This is a genomic window from Bacillus sp. OV166 (assembly GCF_900177675.1).
Lineage (GTDB): Bacteria > Bacillota > Bacilli > Bacillales > Cytobacillaceae > Neobacillus.
Window position 1 is genome coordinate 312,500 of record NZ_FXWM01000002.1, and the last position, 19,618, is coordinate 332,117.

Genomic DNA, 19,618 nt, shown 5'->3' on the forward strand with positions numbered 1-19,618 from the left:
TAAAAGACATCCATAATGTTAAAGAAAATGACATTGACTTTCATTCTCAATTAAAATATAATTTTTTTAGAATTAATTGAAAATGATTTTCATTATTAAACTAATAAAATATAAAAAAATTAATAATGTACATTAGGAGGAAATTATGAGAAGCAAGCTATTTACTGCTTTGTTGATTTTGCTTACAGCTTTTACCATCCTTCCAAGTAACAGTTTTGCTGCTAGTGCTTCGGATGATTTGCAGCGAGCAAATAAAATAATTACTGAAACTATTCAATCAGTGGATAAGGGAGAGATGGATGCGGCCTCCGAGCAATTCAATACTTTTAGAACTATATGGCTTTCAATAGAAGATGGAGTTAAAAAACAATCGCAGCAGGCTTATCATGATATTGAAGATAACATGGGGCAAGTATCATTTGCTTTAGCTCAGCAACCAATAAATCAAGACAAAGTGAAAAATGCGCTTTTAGGATTAAAAAACATAAATCAAAAGTTTATAGATGGTAAGTTTCCCGCAACGTCCGATAAAAGTAGCAACAGCCCTGCTCAAAAGGGAGATGTAGCTGAACTAGTTTCATTGCTAAATCAGTCACTTGCAAAAATTAAGGACAATAATATTCAGGGAGCAAAAGCAGATATAGAAAAATTCCGAAAATCGTGGTTGAATGTCGAGGGTGTAGTGCTTACACAATCCTCAAAAATATACAGTGATGCGGAAAGGGATATGGTTGCATCTTACTCGATGCTTTCCTCCAATGATGTATCAGGAGCTAAAAAGACTATTGAAGGAATGCGAGATTATCTTTCACCACTTGTATCTAAGACAAGTTATAACATGATGGATGCAATTACGATTCTTCTGCGTGAAGGATTAGAGGGATTGCTTGTTGTTGTCGCCTTGCTTGGATTTTTAAGAAAAGCGGGTCATGAAGAGAAAAGTAAATGGATTTGGATAGGGGTAGGATCAGGAATAGGAGTAAGTATTATTCTTGGGACTATTGTTAACCTTTTATTTTCAGCTGGAGCATTTGGAAGTAATAATTTCTTAATTACAGGATGGACAGGGGTATTTGCAGCTGTCATGCTCCTATACATGAGCTATTGGCTTCATAGTAAATCAAGTAATTCGGAATGGCAGAGATACATTCGTACGCAAAGTACAAAAGCCTTGGATACAGGAAGCCTAATATCTTTAGCTCTTTTATCTTTTCTTGCTGTTTTTCGTGAAGGTACAGAAACAGTCTTATTCTTTATTGGCATGGCTTCATCGATAAAAATGACTTCTCTTTTATTAGGTATTGCCATTGGACTCTTCATACTTGTTATTTTATCTTACCTCATCCTTAAGGTAGGGTTGAAAATTCCGATGCGTCCATTCTTTTTGGTATCAAGTATTCTAATGTTTTATTTATGCTTCAAATTTACAGGCATGGGGATTCATGGATTACAGCTTGCAGGGCTATTACCTGCCACCCAAGCACCAATTCCAACGATAGACTTTTTTGCCTTATATTCAACCTGGGAGAGTTTTATCCCACAGATGATCTTGCTAGTTGTTGCGGCATTTGCCGCAATAATAAATAAAAGAAAAGACTATAAAGTAAAGTTACAAATTGGGGGAAACTTAAATGACATCGCGTAAATTTATCGTTCCAATTTTATTAGCATCTTCTTTAACATTGGCTGCATGTGGTGGAGCAAATACAGACAAAAAGACAGAGGAGAAAAAGACAACAGTTTCCATTAGTGACGGTGCGAAGGAAATGAGACAAACAATTTCTGATTTGAAAACACAATTAAATACAAAGGATGCTGCCAAAGTAAAAGCAAGTGGAGAAAATCTAGAAAAATCATGGCAAACATTTGAAGATGAAGTGAAAGATAAGAGTGCTGACTTATACGAAAAGGTTGAAACACCACTTCATACAATTGAGGCGGGGGCAAAATCAGAACCACTTGATGAACAAACCCTTAATAAAGCAGCAGATGAACTTGATACGGTATTATCTGATGTTGAAAAATTAAAATAACAAACACGCGGTAACTCCCTTGGGGGTTATCGCATTTTCTTTTTCATAATGAAAATCTGGCTAATAAATTGAATCCAAAATAGTGAGTTGAAACACTGCAACGGGTACGATGTTGCATCTTCCTCGGGTCTAATTGGCATGCAAATGCAAGGAGCGATGGCGATATTTTCCGCAATCTAAAACGAATAATGAAATTAATGGATTAAAATAAAGTCCATGGCACCAAAGATCCAATAAAAAAGAGGACGTTAAATTCAAATTGAACTATAACCCGAATAATGGACACTATTAAAAAAGTCCGTTATTCGGGTTTTTCTGTGTCCATTTCACAAAAACCCGTTTATAATCATTTCAATGATATGAGCGGAGGACAAAAAATGAGTAAAATTATTTTCAATGAAATTCAAATGAAATTACTTGAACAGAACCCTAATGTACAACATGTATCTGATCAATCTATTTCCTATAAGCCGGAGTTTAAGGTGAAAGCGGTTAAGGAGTATTCAAATGGTAAAGGTCCTGCTCAAATCTTTATTGAAAAGGGATTTGACTTAGAAATAATCGGGGCAGATAAACCAAGGAAATGTTTAGATCGCTGGAGGAAAACTTATGAGCAGTTTGGTGAGGATGGTTTCTTCACAGAACGACGAGGAAAAGGAAGTACAGGGAGACCGTCTTCCATGCCCCTTTCGGTGGAGGATAGCCTAAAAAAAGCTGAAGCACGTATTAAATACTTAGAAGCAGAGCTTGAATTCTTAAAAAAGCTAGACGAACTCGAAAGGCAGGCGAAGAAGAAGAAAAAGTAACGACCTCAGAAAAGTATATGCTTATCGAACAAACTATTCGTAAGTTTAGTCTTAGCCATATGGTGAAATTCCTCTGCGAGAAAGCAGAAGTTGGTCGAAGTGGATATTATGCTTGGTTAAAGGCTGAAAGCAAGCGGTCTGAGCGAGAAGAAAATGATTGGAAGGATTATGAGTTAATTAAGGAAATATTTGATAAGAAAAAGGGTTTCGCTGGGGCTTTAACAATTAAGATGATTTTAGAGAATGATTATTTTGTAGAGATGAACCATAAAAAGATTCGTCGCATTATGAGAAAGTATAATTTAGTAGCGAAACTCCGCCAGATGAATCCTTATAAACAAATGGCCAAAGATACTCAAGAACATAAAACCCTGCCTAACCTATTAAATAGGGAATTTAACCAAGAAGAACCTGGGAAAGTACTATTAACTGATATTACGTATGTGTTTTACGGATCTTCACAACCTTCCTATTTGTCATGTGTAAAAGATACTTCTACTAGGGAAATTGTGGCTTACCATTTGTCCAAAACCTTAAAAATGGATCTGGTGTATACAACATTGGATAAGCTCTCTGTCGCACTTAATGGTCACGTCCATCCAGAAGCATTGATACCTCAGACCAGGGGTTCCATTACACGCACCCAGAGTTTCAAAAAAGAGTGAAAAAGATGGAACTTATTCAGTCGATGTCCCGTAAGGGAAATTGTTGGGATAATGCCCCAATGGAATCATTCTTTGGGCATTTTAAGGATGAAGTTGACTATTCTTCATGCGAAAGCTTTGAAGAATTACAAGAGTTGGTAGGTAACTATATTGAGGAATATAACAATAACCGTTATCAGTGGAGCCTAAATAAAATGACTCCGGCACAATACCGAAGTCATTTATTAGCTGCATAAACGTCATGGTCTTTTTTTTTGACTGTCCATTTTATGGGTCACAGTTCAAATATGAATTTAACGTCCTCTTTTTTTTGAAAGTCATTAAAAAACGTAAGTTTTTCAGTGCCCTCGATAAAAAGTGGCAGCCATTTTTGTAATAAATGAATAAGCCCTCCTTTTAGTACTAAGTTGACAAACTAATGCCATGCGGTCATGATTACGCCGAAAGCAATAAGTGCTACTCCAATTCCATTTACCAAACTGAGCTTTTCCCCGAAAAAGAGAATGGCTAATAGTGTAGCAAGGACAACGCTCAACTTATCAACTGGTGCTACTTGAGACACTTTTCCTACTTTTAAGGCCATAAAATAAAACAACCAAGACGTTGCACCTGCGACGCCACTCAAAACAATGAATAGTAAGGTTCTCTTTTCCCCGATAATCACCGGTATTTTACCTAAATTCCCCTCGAAAATGACCACTCCCATTAAAAAGATTGCCATAATGATTGCTCTAATGGCCGTCGCAGTGTTGGCATCAATATTTTGTAGACCTAATTTTCCAAATATGGACACCAATGCAGCTGATATAGCTGATAGTATGGCAAATACAAGCCACGACATATCCGATCATATCCTTCCTTTTCTATCACTCTACTGTTTCGACTATAAAAACTATAATTCCTTTACTATGGATTTTTTTATTTCGATAGCTATTTGAATCAAATAGAAAAAAAAAATGTCTTTTCCCTCAAAAAATCAATCAAGTAACATAGATATTTTTGTTAATTTATTTATATTTATTAAAAATATAAATATCGTTATAGCTAAATTTAATAAATATTTAAGAATTCATTAATAGAATTTTTAGGCTTAAGGACTATTCTTAACCTGTAATACAAATATGTAATGGAAGGTGAAAAGCATGAAAAAGAAAGTTCTTGCAGCCGTTGGTATAAGCGGGCTGCTAATGGCAGGAGGTGTGTTATCTGCGTCTGCTGAATCATCAGGTTATGATCTTTTTAAAACAGCAGTTAAGAAAACACACAAAGTTTCTAGTTTTACAGCACATGTTCAAGCTTCTTTGGAGGATAACGGAAAAGAGGTTTACACAGCCGATTCTCTAAACCTTGTAAATTTAAAGGATGACGCAAGTAGAAGTACAATTAGTATTAATAATGGAGGAGGATCTACAAACGTCGATTTTTACTCCAAAGACCATCAGAGTGTTGTCAAAAGCAGCAAGGATGACAACTATTATGTAAAGCAGGAGAAAGAAAGTAAATCTGAATCCAAGGATGAAGAACAAAATGATGAGCTTTCTCCAGCTATGCAAAAAGACGTGGAGGCAATATTCGATGCGCTAACAAAAAATTATCAAAATAGTATTACCACTAATGACTTAGGAAATGGAAAAACAGAGCTACAGTTAGACCTAAGTAAAAATCAAATACCAGCAGTCGGTCAAGCGGTAGTTTCCTTCTTCTTAAAAAATATTGATCAGCAAAAGGAACACATGGATAAACAAGAATTTGGTTCACTTCAGTTTTCTGACTTGAAACCACAACTTCCACTATTAAAAAATAACATTTCTGTTTCAAGTGTATCTCTTAAAGGACAAGTGGATAATGATCAATATTTAGTAGGTCAGGAAGCGATTATTTCTGTTGCTGGTGATGATGTAAATGGAGTGCACCATGATTTAGTTCTTAATCTCACAAGCTCACTAGATAAATTGAATAATTCAGAAGTTACGAACCTTGATTTAAATGGTAAAGCGGTTGTAAATGTTAAAGATGTTCATGAGGGTAATGAAGATTAATAAGGTAAGGCTCATATGATCCCCAAAATGCTAGTTGCATATAACACATGGTTCAAGAAAGATGCTATTTAATACTTAATGAAGAACTAAAGGCAGGTTTTCTAGCTGTCTTTAGTTCTAAAAAATGAAATAATACTTATCAGAACGAATCAAGATTAATATTTTTGGCGTAGAGGAGTGAAAAATGTGCATGTTGTCAATCTACAAAACGTAACAAAGCAATTTAAAAATGGTCGTGGTGTTGATAATGTTAGCTTCTCTGTTAACCAAGGTGAGATTTTTGGCTTATTAGGTCCTAATGGGGCTGGAAAAACTACGTTAATGAAATGTATTGTGTCATTATGCCGTCCAGACAAAGGAACGATCCTTATCAACGGATATAATGTCATGGAAAAATTTGAACTAGCCATGAAATCTGTTGGAACACTAATAAGTGGAGTTGAAGCGTTTGATTATTTAACAGCATATGAGAACCTTCTACTTGCCGCACGATTGTATCCTGATCTAGAAAAAACAAGAGTGGACGAAGTGCTTCGTTGGGTTGGAATGGAAGCTCATAAGCAAGAAAAAGTAAAATCCTTCTCAACAGGAATGAAGCAGAGACTTTATTTGGCTGCTGCACTCCTATCAAAACCTTCTTTTGTTATTTTAGATGAGCCAACAAACGGCCTTGATATTGAAGGGAAGCTTGACTTTCAGCAGCTCATTAGTCGCTTGGCGAAGGAGGAGGGTGTTACATTTATACTATCTACTCATTTGATAGATGAGGTAGAGCGATTATGTGATCGAATCGCCATTCTTTCAAAAGGCAAAATCATTGGAGAAATAACAAGAAATGAATTAGCTGAAAATCAATCATTCGAATCTTATTATATAGACTGTATTCGAAGCGGGAAGGAAGTGAAGAACTTTGCAGAACTTAAGAAATGAATTGATAAAATTAATTCGTAAAAGGTCAACTATTGTACTCCTTGGCTTGACTGCATTAATTCCGTTACTAACTGGTCCTTTAGTTCAAATGCTACAAAACAGGTTCGGCTTCACTGCGTTTGATGGGGAGAGTTTTCCTCTCGCGATTTTAAGCTTAGCGTTGACATTTTATTTGCCGTTATTGCTCGCTTTAGGTATAAGTGATATGTTCGCAGGAGAACAAGAGCAAAAAAATCTTTCTTTTCTTCTAGTTCGTCCAATCTCAAGATTCACTATTTTCGGCTCGAAAATTCTTTGCACAGGCATTTATTTATTCGTCCTATTGATGATTATCTGTATTACATCCCTTATCACTGGAGCGATATGGTTAGAAAACTTTACAATTCAAGGTCTGATGCTTGGGATAGCTGCTTTTATCTTGTCCTGGTTCCCTTTAATGGCAATTGGAGTTTTGTTCGTTTTCCTTAATCAATGGTTCGGCTCAAGTAGTAAGGCTTTAACATTCTCTATTCTTCTTTATTTAGTAATGGTTGTTTTAACTTATCTCTTTCCAACCGTTGCTCAATGGCTGCCGGCATATGATAATAACTGGTATCAAAGATGGATGAATAGTGGGTTTAATTTGGTGAGCATGGGGAGGAGCATCTACTTACTATCATGGTGTGCCATGTTCTTTACACTTGGATTTTATAAGTTCAATCAGAAAGAATTTTAATATAGAAAGCAGTGGATTAGATGTCAATTCGGTTTAGACTCTTATTATCTTATCTAGCAATGGTCCTTGTTCCTATAATATTTGTGGTTTTATCCACTTTACTAGTGGCCTTGCTATTTCGGGGAGATATTAAAGAGCTAAAAAACATCTATCTTCCACCTGAGCACCAACATCGGCTATCTGAAAAAGATCAGTTATTTATTGATTTACACAGGGAATCTTTAAAAAATTCAGGCCATTTCATGAATAATACTTATTTAGAAAAGATTAACAATCAATTATCAAAATTTGATGGAACAGCGTTACTGGTTAGAAAAGAGAATAAAATCATTTACCGATCGCCCACTATAAAGGGTTTGGAAAAAGATGATCTTCCTTCTTTTGGAATTAATGGTGATGTGGATCCTGTCGAAGAGTTTGATCATCAATTTGTAACGATTAAAAAATTGGACTTTTTCTTTCCAGACAATTCTGAGGGCTCGTTATTTCTCATATCGGATGCCAACAGTATCGCAAAGTTTGTTCGTTCATCATTTCCCATCATATTTTTCGGATTAATCATGATTTTAATTGTAACCAACGGTTTGTTAACTTTTTATGTTTCTAGGAGTATCATCCGTCCGATTAGAGAGTTACAGAAGGCGGCAAAACAAATGAAAGAAGGCGATCTCAATAATCCGATCGAGGTCCATTCAAAGGATGAATTGGGACAGCTTGCACAAGGGTTTGAGGAAATGCGGATACGCTTGAAGGAATCAATCGAAAGGCAACTAGCTTATGAAGAGAATCGTAAAGAATTAATAGCAAATATTTCACATGATCTTAAAACACCCATCACCACAATAAAAGGCTATGTCGAAGGAATACGGGACGGGGTAGCAAATAGTCCAGAAAGAATGGAACGGTATGTTCAGACTATTTATGCGAAATCAATTGATCTAGATCACATGATTGATGAACTGTTCTTATATTCTAAATTAGACTTACAGCGGCTTCCATTTAATTTTGAGAGGATTACTTTTGATGATTATTTAGTGGACTTTGTTGATGAAATGCGGTTTGATTTAGAGAAAAAGATGGTAAAAATTCATCTGGATATTGAAAAAGACGGGAATTATCTTGTCATGGTTGACCGTGAGCATCTGAAACGAGTGATTACTAATATTGTTGATAATTCCTTGAAATATATTGATAAAGATCACAAGATTCTCAGCTTTCATCTTTCAACAGTTGACTCACAAATTCTTTTCAGTATGAACGATAACGGACCTGGAATTGAAGAAAAAAATCTTCCATTAATCTTTGAACGGTTTTATCGTGCTGATTTAGCAAGAGGAACAGAAAAAGGTGGAAGTGGTCTTGGTCTCTCGATTGCAAAAAGAATCATCGAAGAACACCATGGAGCCATTTGGGCAGAAAGCTTAAAAGGGCAAGGAACAACGATATTCATTAAATTGAAAAAAATAGGTGATCATAGTGAAGAAGATTCTAATTATTGAAGATGATAAGAGTATTGCAGAATTAGAACGTGATTATTTAGAAATAGAAGGATTTTCAGTAGAAATTGCCTTAACAGGGGACGATGGTCTAACTAAAGCTTTAGATGAAGAAACTGAATTAGTCTTACTTGATTTAATGCTGCCAGGTATGAATGGTTTTCAAATTTGCAAAGCGATTCGGATCGAAAAGGATATTCCAGTTCTGATGGTTTCAGCCAAGAAAGAGGATATTGACAAAATCCGTGGGCTCGGCTTGGGTGCAGATGATTATATTGTAAAGCCCTTTAGCCCAAGTGAGTTAGTTGCCAGAGTTAAGGCCCATCTTGCCCGTTATGATCGGTTAATTGGCAAAGAAGTTCAAAATGATGGAATTGTGATTCGCGGTCTTCGAATTGATAAGGCTTCGAGAAGGGTATTTGTCAATAATCACGAAGTGATTTTTACGGCAAAGGAGTTTGATTTATTAACTTTTTTGTCGCTCCATCCTAATCATGTCTTTAAAAAAGAAGAGTTATTTGAACGTCTATGGGGCTTTGATTCATTAGGTGACATCTCGACCGTCACCGTTCACATCCGAAAAATTCGTGAGAAAATGGAAGTCGATCCTTCAAATCCTCAATATATTGAAACTGTTTGGGGCGCCGGGTACCGATTCAAAGAATGATTGGAAATGTAGATTAAAATTAATTAAAAAGAAATTCATCAATGGTTTAACAAATATTTTCTAAGGCAGGGATTATATGTCACATTTTGTTCAGTCCGTATTTGATATCCTTTCAAGCTTGGGGTATTTAGGGATTGCCCTTGGCTTAATGGTCGAAGTAATCCCAAGTGAAATTGTATTAGCATATGGAGGCTACTTGATTTCGATAGGGGATATTTCGTTCCCAGGAGCAGTGATTGCAGGTACTATTGGTGGAATTATTGCCCAATGGTTTTTGTATTGGTTAGGTCGTTACGGGGGCAGACCATTTTTGAATAAATACGGAAAATATATATTAATTCGCCCGCATCATGTTGATGTTGCAGAGCAATGGTTTAGGAAGTACGGTACAGGTGTTATTTTTACCGCACGGTTCATTCCTGTTGTAAGGCATGCCATTTCCATTCCTGCTGGTATCGCAAAGATGTCCTTTGTGAAATTTACCACCTATACGATTCTTGCCATTATTCCTTGGTCCATCCTATTTCTTTATTTAGGAATGACTTTAGGTACGAAATGGGAACTTATTAACCAGGCAGCAAAACCATTTTTAACACCAGCAATTATTATCGCTGTTGTTGTTACTCTCGGTTATCTATTTTTTAAATGGAAAAATAAGAAGAATGAAGTTATTAGAAGTAAATAATAAGGGAATATTTTAGGGATATCATCTTTTTAATAGAGTTTTATGAAAGAGCTAAAAGTAATCTATGGCAGAAAACGAATTTTGGGCAAAAGCGAATTGTGTTTCCAGAAAAGGATACCACCTTATTGTACACTGAATCAAAATAAAAAGGAAAATAAGGAGAATTCATAAATAGGATATTCAGGGAATAAACAAAATAATAATGGGCAAAGCCTATCCAAAGTCCGGCAGATGTTGAACAAGGTTCCAGAAGTCACAATCTTCTTCTGGATCATCAAAATTTTGGCAACCACGGTGGGCGAGACGGCAGCAGATTTTCTGAAGGATAACTTGAACTTGGGATTTGACCAACACCACCTATGTCATGGCTGGCCTCTTACTCATCACGCTGTTCTCCCAGTTTAGGTTGAGGAAGTACGTGCCAAGGATCTACTGACTCGCGGTCGTGCTGATCAGTGTTGTCGGCACGCTAGTCACTGATAACCTAGTGGACAATTTCGGGGTAGCTTTAGAAACAACCACCATCATCTTCACCCTTGCCATGCTGGCGACCTTTGCGGCTTGGTACGCGAGTGAAAAGACCTTATCCATTCACTCGATTTATACAACCAAGCGGGAGTCCTTCTACTGGTTGGCCATCCTGTTCACCTTCGCCTTGGGCACTGCTGCCGGTGATCTTATTGCAGAGGGTCTTAACATGGGTTACTGGAAGTCAGCGCTAATGTTTGCTATAGTGATTGGATTGGTGGCCCTTGCGCACTACCAATTCAAGCTGAATACAGTGCTGTCCTTCTGGATTGCATATATCTTGACCCGTCCATTCGGCGCCTCTCTTGGCGACTTCCTGTCACAGCCTCGAAATAACGGTGGTCTCGGTCTGGGGACGGTGGGAACCAGCGCAATTTTCCTCATAACAATTTTTGTCTTGGTTATCTACCTAACCAAGACAACAATAGACTCCCCAAGCACAACAGTTGAGGTGTAGAACCTGGATACGCGTTATAAAATAGGGTCAGACCCTTTGCTCAATCAAAATATACAGTTAATCAGAACTATTACTGTACATGTTTGATTAAGAGGTCTGGCCTCTTTTTGTGGCTTTCATTGTAAGGGATACATCACCATAAACGATTAGCTCTAAGTATTTTTTTGTTTTACCTAGGTACTTTATGATAAGTTTTTATAGGAAAAGAAAATATAATTAGGAAAGGTTCGTGAAATGAATCTGAAATTTCATTTATTTATCGCTTTCACCATAAGTTTAGTCTGCGTCCTCGGGTTCAGTTTTGTAACATTGTTAATAAGTGACCATAAAATTATCGATTTTGATAGCGATGTAATAGCAGTTATTCAAGGACTTGAATCTCCATTTTTAACCAAAGTGATGAAATTTTTCACCTTTATTGGTTCTTCGCTAGTTGTGATCATTCTTAGTCTTTTGCTAATGTTTTTCCTCTATAAAGTATTACATCATCGATTAGAATTAATATTGTTCATTTCTGCGATTATCGGCTCAGCAGTTTTAAACCAAATTTTGAAACAGATTTTTCACCGTGTTCGTCCAAATTTCCATCGACTAATCGATATTGGAGGGTACAGTTACCCAAGTGGACACGCAATGAATGCCTTTACAGTTTACGTCATAATTTCGTTCTTACTTTGGCGACACATTGACAAAAAGTGGGGAAGAAGTCTGTTGATTTTCTTTAGTGTCATCATGATTTTAGCAATTGGAATAAGTCGTATTTATTTAGGTGTACATTATCCTAGTGATATAATTGCAGAATATTTAGCGAGCGGATTCTGGTTAACGGTTGCCATTTGGTTTTTCCAATTTTATAAAGAAAAAAGTTATAATAAGAAATACAAACAAGAACAATAATGGTAAATATATATTTGAACTTGTAAAATAAAAAGGCGAAAACCTCTGTAAAATGGTTTTGGCCTTTTTTTTTAATTAAAACTAAAGGAGCTATCTCAATTTGAACCGTTGAACAATTTGATATTTGTACGATTATTTAAGAATCGAAAAATAGGAGGCAATATGGTAATAATGCTAATTAATCTAAATGATTGAACGGTAACAACAAAAGTAGTGTTGGCATGGAGGGCAATAGCCGTTGTTGCCATCTCAGCTACCCCTCCTGGAGCAAAGGCAAGCATGCAGGTTACAAGAGAAATATGTGTCATTTCAGATATTAGAAAAGAGAAAAGCAACATAGAAACAATTAGGCAAAGAGAAGTAATCAGACTAACAATAATTGTTTGTCCTAATCCTTTGAACATAGCAAAATTCACACGCGAACCAATATTAGTGCCAATTAGAACTTGGGCGCAGATAATGATTTCTTGTGGCCAGTAAGAGGAGCCAACAAGGTCACCAATAAAAAGAGGGCAAATTAAATGAACAATTCCTGAACCAAGCATGCTACCGACAAGCCAGGGGGCAGGCATTTTAATTCTTTTTCCTACCTTAGCACCAACGCATGCTCCTATAATTAGAATTCCTGTATAAATCAAGGCATTAGAAGAAAGAGGATCTTGGGTACTTTTTATGGCAATCATGACAGAGGGGGAATTAATTACTCCAGATAAAAGGGGTATGAAACTTACGACAAGTAACACCCGTATTGTTTGAATAATACTCACGATAAAGGCATTGGCACCAACTTCATCAGCAATTGTTGGCATAGCGGAAATGCCGCCCGGGGTCGTACCAAAAAGACTGGTCATCATATTTACGCTACTAAACCGCCATAACATGATCCCTGAGAGTATTGCCATGGCAATGGAAGCAATTAGCATGATAATAATAATTAAGAAATAATCTTCCATTGTATCCATTATTGATAAATTGAAGTTTTGGCCTAATTGAATACCTAAAATCAATTGGCCGATTTGGGGCCAAATTGGGTTTAATCCATTTTTCACACTTTGGAATTTTAACTCTTTCAAACGCAAACTGGATAGGACGCTTGCTAGAAATAAACTTCCCAACATCCAAGCCATGGGAATACCAGAATAAGATAGAGCAATGCCACCCAGCGCACTGAGCAGAATAAAGAGAAAGTTTTGTTTTAATGTTTGTAGTTTTTGCATGATGGATTATCTCATCCTTTTGTTGTATTCACTAATTGTTTAATATTGCCAAAATAATGTTATGTTAGTCAAAATAAATGAAAGTAAAAAAAGCCAGTCCCCAAAAATATTGGGGACTGGCTTACCTCGTACACCGAGTTTGCTATTCGAATGGATTCCTACCTCATGTGGTTAAGAGCAATCAACATTCCTAAAGAATTACAAATACATAGAATAGGGCGGCCAACACTATTCGGTAATAGGCAAAAATTGTTAGGCCGATTTTTTCTATTAATTTCAGGAACACGACTGCTACAAACATTGCTACAACAAATGCAGTGATAAAACCGATAGCGAACAAGGGTATGTCGCTTGTATGTAAAAAATGCAAACTCTTAATAAAATCCAAACCTGTTGCACCAACCATAATAGGAAGTGCAATTAAAAAGGAAAATTCGGCTGCCGTTTTATGATTTGCTCCAGCTAGTAATCCACCTGATATTGTGGATCCTGCACGAGAAAAACCAGGGATTACAGCTAAACATTGAAATAGTCCAATGGTTAAAGCTTGTTTGTAGCTCAATTCATCAACAGTGTTAGAAGTGAAATTTCCATGTTTTTTTTCTGCAAAAATCATCAAAATTGCTCCCGCAACAAGGCTGATAACTACAACCTTGGGTGAAAAAAGTTGAGTTTTAATAAAGTCATGTAACAATAGCCCTGCAAATGCAGCAGGTATTACCCCTAATATAATATGTATGGCATCTAATTTCTTTTCTGGTTTTCGAATCGTTCTGAAATTTAATAGAGAAAGGTATCTTTTCCAATATAACACTAAAATAGCAAGCATAGAACCAAGTTGTATAATTACCTCAAAGGTATTCGCCTTTTGCCCTTTAAAACCTAACAAACTACCCACTAAAATCAAGTGACCTGTAGATGATACAGGTAAAAATTCTGTTAATCCCTCTACGATTCCCAATATAAAGGCGATGATATGATCGTTCATGTTTTTCCTTCTTCCCTTCATTTGTTTCTTGGTTTGCTTTCAAGAAGATACTGCTCCTTTTCTAAAGAGAATACAAAAAATTCGTTTCTCTGTATAAGGAAGTATAGTATCAATAGTTTTTTTATTTCAAGTTCCAACAAAAAAAATTACACAAGTTTAACATTCCTTGGATTAAATCGCAGCACCACTGTATTTGATATGTAGAAGATCTTGAAGTGACGAGAATATTATTGGAAGCAGGTAAGATTCTAGAAATCGAGGTCCTTGATCATCAAATTGTGAATGCTGATACGGAATACTACAGCATGAGAACAGAAGGGATTGTAAGATCCGAAGAGGAGGGTTGGATTAACCCTCCTCTTTATTATTTTCGTTTTTTTGTGGTAGTTCGTCTTGTTTAGGGGCATCGAGCCCCAACAAGACGGATTCATCCATGCTGCGCAATGAAGAGGTATAAAAAAACAATTTAAAGACTGTTAGTATGTTGATTTGGTCAACTTTTTGTTTTATTATTATGTTGACTAAGTCAACGGGAGGGAATAAGATGAAACGCTCAACCCAACGAATCATAGAAGTGTTCCCAAAATTTAAAGGGAAATTAAAGGCGTATGAGAACATTTTATTAGTGGAAGAAGCATTGAAGGGATTAACAGAAGTTGAAGCTGTGTTCTTACGATTAGCTTGGTTTTTTGAAGCTCCCGAAAATGAAAGTTTTAATATCGGATTATTGTATCACCAATTAGATAATGAATGGCTGGAATTCGCGTTACAATTAATGACTCAGTTCTTTCAAGAAGATACGTTTTTAATTCAAAAACCTACCTTTTCCATTCTTCGAGAAACAAAGGATCATTATTTCAATCAAAAACAGTTTGCTGATTTCTTATCGGAACATGGCTTGAAGTATGATAAACGAAAATTAAATGTGTATTACAGTCGAGGAAAAATACCGAAAGCGGATGTTGAACTTGCAGGGACCCCCTATTGGAGTAAATCTACAGTCGAAGAGTTTTGCGAACAGGAGAAAGAACGATTGAAAAGGGATTAAGGTTGGAGCTGTTTAAAGGATAATATGGTTGATGTAATTGATATTCTTTGGGAATTTGTAAACTAATCGTTCCGGTTGAGAATGAAAAGTGTAAAGAACCATTGAGAAAAGAAGAGGATGACACAATTCTCAAAAATTGGTAATAATGATATAATAGAATAAACTATTCTAAATGTGAGGGATGAAATATGCCACTCCAACAAAAAAGGAATAATTACAAAATAACTCGCAACTACTTTGAAGAAGTAAGAAAAATTCTTCGTTCTAATAGAAAACCTGGTGTTGTTTTTGAAATGGAACCAGCTGTTACAGTTATAGAGGAAGAGGATGAGGTTGTATTGAAACCTGAAAAGGAACGCATACCAAAAGAAGAAAAATTGGCTTTGTCAAAAAAACTCGCTGGTAAGTGCTGATCGTTTCAGCCTCGAAGGTGTAGAGGAAAGCATTCGGATTGCAAATTGTGAATATGACCAGGAGGATGAAGCGTGAGCCGGAAGTTGATAGATAACAATATCTGGGTAGCTCATGAGATGAATTACCCGGATGCTGTTTCTTACATAAACTATATATTTTCCATACAAGCAACAATACGATTGAAGTAGAAGAAGGCTTTATTGGAATACGAGGTAGATTATGAGGCTGCAAATGCTAAATGGACTATCTATCGTTACACTAACCATGACTTTTGGAGAAAAAACAATCGAGGTAAATAATGTTCTGTTAGATACCGGTTGTGCAGCTATCATCTTTACACAGATATTTTAAATTCTATAGACATAAATATTGATTACAAAAATGGAAAGGCTAGGAGAATGTATGGGGAAGATGAAGAAATCGAAAAGCTTAAATCTAAAATTGAAACGAATGCTTGGGAATACGGGAGACCCTTGGTCCCTGAACAACTGTTACAGTCCTATGATAATGTACGTGAATTAGATAAAGCTCTAATAAAGGGCTAATTAACGAATATTTAATCATCATTTTTACCTTATGGGGTTGCGTCAGGAAAACCTCATCTTCGATGTTAATGAACTATCTTAGCAGTTTAATATAAAAAACTCGTGAGGTGGAAAAAATTGAAGGCAGATGCTGTTTTTGAAGGTGGGGGTGCTAGGAGAATTGCTTTTATTGGAGCGATTCAAACAATGGAAGAGGAAAAAGTAGAATGGAAAATATTGGCTGGAATATCAGCGGGAGCCGTAATAGCTGCTCTTTTGGTAAGCGGCTACAAAAGCTATGAAATAGGCCGGAAATTGGATCATTGATTGTATATAGTTATAAAAGGCGCAGGAACCCTATTGAATTGGTTCCTGCGTTTCAATTATTGGAATCAAAAAATCAATCTGTTAACAAATCAATAATTCTTTATCTACTTGAATGGATTTAGTAGTCATGTTCCTGTTCATGGTCTTTTTTGATCATTTATTAGCGAAGTTTTACTTAAGATTTTCTAATTTTTGTTCGGCATCATCATCAATCCCCACTTTTACAATCTTCCCTGTATTAGCGTTTAATGTGACTTCCTTAACCGTTTTCCCATCATATATAACCACATCGTAAACCAAACTACCAGCGTTTTTATCCAGGTCTGTTTCTAACACTCTTCCTTGGACTTCTTTTTGCGCGAGTGCTTGTGCTTCTTGAGTGGCTAATTTAGCCTCTTTAGTCCAATCCTTTTGATTTATCGCATCTTGTTCGTCTTCTCTAATTTGCTCAAGCTTCTGCTTTGCATCATCGTCAACGGCAACTTTAACAATTTCACCAGTTTTTGCATTTAATGTCACCTCTTTAACCGTTGTTCCGTCATAGATTACAACATCATACATAACAGCACCATCATTCTTATCCAGGTCGGTTTCTAGTACTCTTCCTGAGGCTTCTTTTTGAGCTTCCTTAGTTGATAGTTTAGCCTCTTTAGCCCATTCCTTTTGATTCGCTGCATCCTGGTCTTGAACTGCGGCAAAAGCATGACCCAGGTTGGAATGTGAAGAAAGGACAAATCCCCCTCCGATAAGGGTTAATGCTAATCCTGATGCAATAAGTGATATTTTCAATTTACAGTACCTCCTTTGAATATGATTCATCTTACATTGTTAATTATAAGCATTAAATAATAAAAGAATAAGTCGAAGAAAATGAGAAATCTATGAGAAACTTCTAGCAATATTCTCATTTAACTTTTTTCAAAGTACGTATTGGAAATGATAAAATGAATATAAGAATCTACTTTTCAATGAGGTGAATAGATTGGTGAATGATACCATATTGCTAGTGGAAGATGAATACAATGTTTCTCAGTTTATTCAATTGGAATTAGAACATGAGGGTTATAAAGTGAAGATAGCACAGGACGGTCAAGAGGCATTAGCTTTCTTCGAGGAAAGTGAATGGAGCTTAATCCTCCTTGATTGGATGCTGCCGAAACTGGATGGCTTGGAGGTTTGCCGGCGCATAAGAAAACAGAGCAATGTCCCTATTATACTGTTAACAGCAAGGGATTATATTGGAGATAAAATTGCGGGACTGGATACAGGAGCCGATGACTATATTACCAAGCCATTTGAAATTGAAGAATTATTAGCACGGATTCGTGCCGTGATGCGCAGGTATAAAAGTGAATCAGAAGAAAAATCAACTGATATTTTTGAAGTAGAGGATCTCGTCGTTGATTTGAAAAGCAGGCAGGTTGCTCGAAGCGGCACCTCCATTGAATTAACCGTTCGTGAATTTGATTTATTAGTATTCTTAATACAAAACGAGGGAGTAGTAATTAACCGCGATGCACTACTTTCAGCTGTCTGGGGATATGATTTTATGGGAGAAACCAATGTGGTAGATGTGTATATACGATATCTGCGCAATAAACTTGATCGAAGCTTTGAACCTAAATTAATCCATACTGTTCGAGGAGTAGGGTATGTTGTACGATCATCCTAATAATATGTAATAGCAGGAGTGGACTTTTTTGAAATTGTTTGAAAGGATAATTAAGCATTTAACAAAAATGAATACATCTCTCTTATTTCAATTCACTTCCTGGTACGTTTTGTATTTTTTTGCAGCTATAATGTTTATCAGTTTTGCGGTATGGGGAACTGTAAGTTACTTTCTTATCCAGAATACAAAAAGTGAGCTTCAGGCAATAGAGGAGAAATTAATTTATCTAATTAATGAAGATTATGACGAATTGCAAGTCTCCCTTGATGAATTTCTTTATCCTGATCACGCAAATTATTTTGTAGAAATTAAATCTCAAAAAAATAAATTATTAGCTCGTTCTAGAGGCTGGAACAAGACACGTAATGGTGAAGAAGTGAACTTGAACTGGTTAGAGGCCTTTTTCTGGGATACGCATGAAGGACTGTATTATAAAACACACATACCATGGCTGCAGCCCAATCATCAAAACGGTACAATTTTCATAAAAATTCAGTTGAACAACATTGCCAATTTTCAGAGATTGATACAACAAATACTCTTTTTCGCAGGTATAATAAGCCTTACAGCAGGTTCTGTACTAATCTATCATCTAACAAAGCGTAAATTAAAACCTTTATTAATGATTACCCATTCTGTAGAACAGATAAGAGGCTTTGAAGACCTTAAAAAGCGGATACCTGTTCCTAAAACTTCGTATGAATTAATTGAACTTTCAAGTACTTTTAATGATTTATTGGAAAGGATAGACAACCAGTTTAATCGCGAAACAAATTTTGTATCAAATGCATCTCATGAATTAAGGACACCCTTAACAGCTTTTCGCGGGCATCTAAAGCTTATAAAAAGATGGGGAAAAGAGGACCCAAAAATATTAAATAATTCTATTCAAGTTTTAGACGATGAAAGTAAACGTATGGAAAGAATTATGATTCAATTACTCGAATTAGCCAGAAATGAACATTTAGTGATTCATAAACAACATGTCAATTTTTCAAGTGTCATTGAAGGAGTCATTAATCAATTAGGTAAACAGAGTTTGGTGGAGATTGTTCAATATGTTGAGCCGAATATTATTGTTGAGGGCGACGAAGAACAACTTCGGCGAATTGGGGTAATTTTGATTGAGAATGCGATTCGGTATACTAACGAAAAGGGAAAAGTGACGATTAAATTGCAAAAGGATAAGGGACAGATTATTTTTATTGTTTCGGATACTGGGATTGGAATTCCTCCGGAAGAACAAAATAAAATTTTTGACCGTTTTTATAGAGTGGACAAACATCGATCTCGACTGTCTGGGGGAACTGGATTAGGTTTATCTATAGCAACAGAAATAGTGAAAAAATATAATGGCCGAATCACTTTAGAGAGTCAACTAGGCTATGGAAGTACATTTACTGTTCAAATACCTGCAGAAAGGTAATTTAAACTAGTATTTCAAAAAAGACTCCATTTATTGAACTCAGAAATTGTTAAAGGGCAAAAAGCAGGCCCGTTACCTATGCCT

Annotated in this window: 19 protein-coding genes and 3 pseudogenes; 18 read left to right on the top strand and 4 right to left on the bottom strand. The window is 36.1% G+C overall.

Annotated elements, in window-relative coordinates:
* Positions 1-145: 145 nt before the first annotated feature.
* From CCK98_RS33320 to CCK98_RS33330, 3 genes and pseudogenes are all read left to right on the top strand, one after another.
* Positions 146-1,645 (top strand): FTR1 family protein, encoded by a 1,500-nt coding sequence (locus CCK98_RS33320; protein ID WP_088090859.1) that lies wholly within the window; start codon positions 146-148, stop codon positions 1,643-1,645.
* A complete protein-coding gene (locus CCK98_RS33325; RefSeq protein ID WP_088090860.1) occupies positions 1,632-2,033 on the top strand; it encodes a hypothetical protein in 402 nt (133 codons plus the stop codon). The genes CCK98_RS33320 and CCK98_RS33325 overlap by 14 nt, the downstream gene beginning before the upstream one ends.
* Before the next feature lie 377 nt (positions 2,034-2,410).
* A pseudogene (locus CCK98_RS33330) lies at positions 2,411-3,740 on the top strand (IS3 family transposase).
* 179 nt (positions 3,741-3,919) lie between these two features.
* Here the strand turns inward: CCK98_RS33330 and CCK98_RS33335 are convergent.
* Positions 3,920-4,345, bottom strand: coding sequence for an EamA family transporter (locus tag CCK98_RS33335; RefSeq protein ID WP_088090861.1), 426 nt, complete (start codon positions 4,343-4,345; stop codon positions 3,920-3,922).
* A gap of 301 nt (positions 4,346-4,646) precedes the next feature.
* Between CCK98_RS33335 and CCK98_RS33340 the strand changes: the two genes are divergently transcribed.
* The 8 genes and pseudogenes from CCK98_RS33340 to CCK98_RS33375 all read left to right on the top strand — a co-directional run bounded on the left by CCK98_RS33340 (position 4,647) and on the right by CCK98_RS33375 (position 11,918).
* Complete coding sequence (locus CCK98_RS33340) at positions 4,647-5,543, top strand: hypothetical protein (RefSeq protein WP_088090862.1); 897 nt, start codon at positions 4,647-4,649, stop codon at positions 5,541-5,543.
* A 186-nt stretch (positions 5,544-5,729) separates the two neighbouring features.
* Positions 5,730-6,473, top strand: coding sequence for an ABC transporter ATP-binding protein (locus CCK98_RS33345; protein WP_088090863.1), 744 nt, complete (start codon positions 5,730-5,732; stop codon positions 6,471-6,473).
* Positions 6,454-7,188 carry an ABC transporter permease gene (locus tag CCK98_RS33350; protein ID WP_088090864.1) on the top strand — a complete coding sequence of 245 codons (735 nt, stop codon included), beginning with the start codon at positions 6,454-6,456 and terminating at the stop codon, positions 7,186-7,188. The genes CCK98_RS33345 and CCK98_RS33350 overlap by 20 nt, the downstream gene beginning before the upstream one ends.
* A gap of 20 nt (positions 7,189-7,208) precedes the next feature.
* Positions 7,209-8,687 (top strand): cell wall metabolism sensor histidine kinase WalK, encoded by a 1,479-nt coding sequence (locus tag CCK98_RS33355; protein ID WP_088090865.1) that lies wholly within the window; start codon positions 7,209-7,211, stop codon positions 8,685-8,687.
* Complete coding sequence (locus CCK98_RS33360) at positions 8,665-9,351, top strand: response regulator transcription factor (protein ID WP_088090866.1); 687 nt, start codon at positions 8,665-8,667, stop codon at positions 9,349-9,351. Before CCK98_RS33355 ends, CCK98_RS33360 begins: the two co-directional genes overlap by 23 nt.
* Before the next feature lie 76 nt (positions 9,352-9,427).
* Positions 9,428-10,036, top strand: coding sequence for a DedA family protein (locus CCK98_RS33365; RefSeq protein WP_088090867.1), 609 nt, complete (start codon positions 9,428-9,430; stop codon positions 10,034-10,036).
* Between the two features lie 231 nt (positions 10,037-10,267).
* Positions 10,268-11,021 (top strand): annotated as a pseudogene (locus CCK98_RS33370) (hypothetical protein).
* 234 nt (positions 11,022-11,255) lie between these two features.
* The gene (locus tag CCK98_RS33375) at positions 11,256-11,918 is read left to right on the top strand and encodes a phosphatase PAP2 family protein (RefSeq protein ID WP_088090868.1); all 663 of its coding nucleotides are present in this window, start codon (positions 11,256-11,258) and stop codon (positions 11,916-11,918) included.
* A gap of 95 nt (positions 11,919-12,013) precedes the next feature.
* Here CCK98_RS33375 and CCK98_RS33380 read toward each other — a convergent pair whose 3' ends face one another.
* Entirely contained in the window at positions 12,014-13,135 is a 1,122-nt protein-coding gene (locus CCK98_RS33380; RefSeq protein ID WP_088090869.1) for an AbrB family transcriptional regulator, read from the bottom strand.
* Positions 13,136-13,325: 190 nt separating this feature from the next.
* A complete protein-coding gene (bacA, locus tag CCK98_RS33385; RefSeq protein WP_088090870.1) occupies positions 13,326-14,123 on the bottom strand; it encodes an undecaprenyl-diphosphate phosphatase in 798 nt (265 codons plus the stop codon).
* A gap of 215 nt (positions 14,124-14,338) precedes the next feature.
* On the opposite strand from bacA, the gene CCK98_RS33390 reads away from it, so the two are divergent.
* The 5 genes and pseudogenes from CCK98_RS33390 to CCK98_RS33405 all read left to right on the top strand — a co-directional run.
* A complete protein-coding gene (locus CCK98_RS33390; protein ID WP_088090871.1) occupies positions 14,339-14,524 on the top strand; it encodes a JAB domain-containing protein in 186 nt (61 codons plus the stop codon).
* A gap of 143 nt (positions 14,525-14,667) precedes the next feature.
* The gene (locus CCK98_RS33395) at positions 14,668-15,171 is read left to right on the top strand and encodes a hypothetical protein (protein WP_088090872.1); all 504 of its coding nucleotides are present in this window, start codon (positions 14,668-14,670) and stop codon (positions 15,169-15,171) included.
* 188 nt (positions 15,172-15,359) lie between these two features.
* Positions 15,360-15,584 carry a hypothetical protein gene (locus tag CCK98_RS33400; RefSeq protein WP_088090873.1) on the top strand — a complete coding sequence of 75 codons (225 nt, stop codon included), beginning with the start codon at positions 15,360-15,362 and terminating at the stop codon, positions 15,582-15,584.
* 399 nt (positions 15,585-15,983) lie between these two features.
* The gene (locus tag CCK98_RS35880) at positions 15,984-16,130 is read left to right on the top strand and encodes a hypothetical protein (RefSeq protein ID WP_256942622.1); all 147 of its coding nucleotides are present in this window, start codon (positions 15,984-15,986) and stop codon (positions 16,128-16,130) included.
* A gap of 117 nt (positions 16,131-16,247) precedes the next feature.
* Positions 16,248-16,433: pseudogene (locus tag CCK98_RS33405) on the top strand (patatin-like phospholipase family protein); the annotation flags it as partial.
* A gap of 174 nt (positions 16,434-16,607) precedes the next feature.
* On the opposite strand, the gene CCK98_RS33410 reads toward CCK98_RS33405, so the two are convergent.
* On the bottom strand, positions 16,608-17,225 hold the full coding sequence (locus tag CCK98_RS33410) for a PepSY domain-containing protein (RefSeq protein WP_179196069.1): 618 nt from the start codon (positions 17,223-17,225) through the stop codon (positions 16,608-16,610).
* 193 nt (positions 17,226-17,418) lie between these two features.
* On the opposite strand from CCK98_RS33410, the gene CCK98_RS33415 reads away from it, so the two are divergent.
* Together CCK98_RS33415 and CCK98_RS33420 are read left to right on the top strand one after the other, a co-directional pair.
* Positions 17,419-18,108 carry a response regulator transcription factor gene (locus tag CCK98_RS33415; RefSeq protein ID WP_306299005.1) on the top strand — a complete coding sequence of 230 codons (690 nt, stop codon included), beginning with the start codon at positions 17,419-17,421 and terminating at the stop codon, positions 18,106-18,108.
* 28 nt (positions 18,109-18,136) lie between these two features.
* Entirely contained in the window at positions 18,137-19,534 is a 1,398-nt protein-coding gene (locus CCK98_RS33420) for a cell wall metabolism sensor histidine kinase WalK (RefSeq protein WP_256942623.1), read from the top strand.
* Positions 19,535-19,618 lie beyond the last annotated feature (84 nt).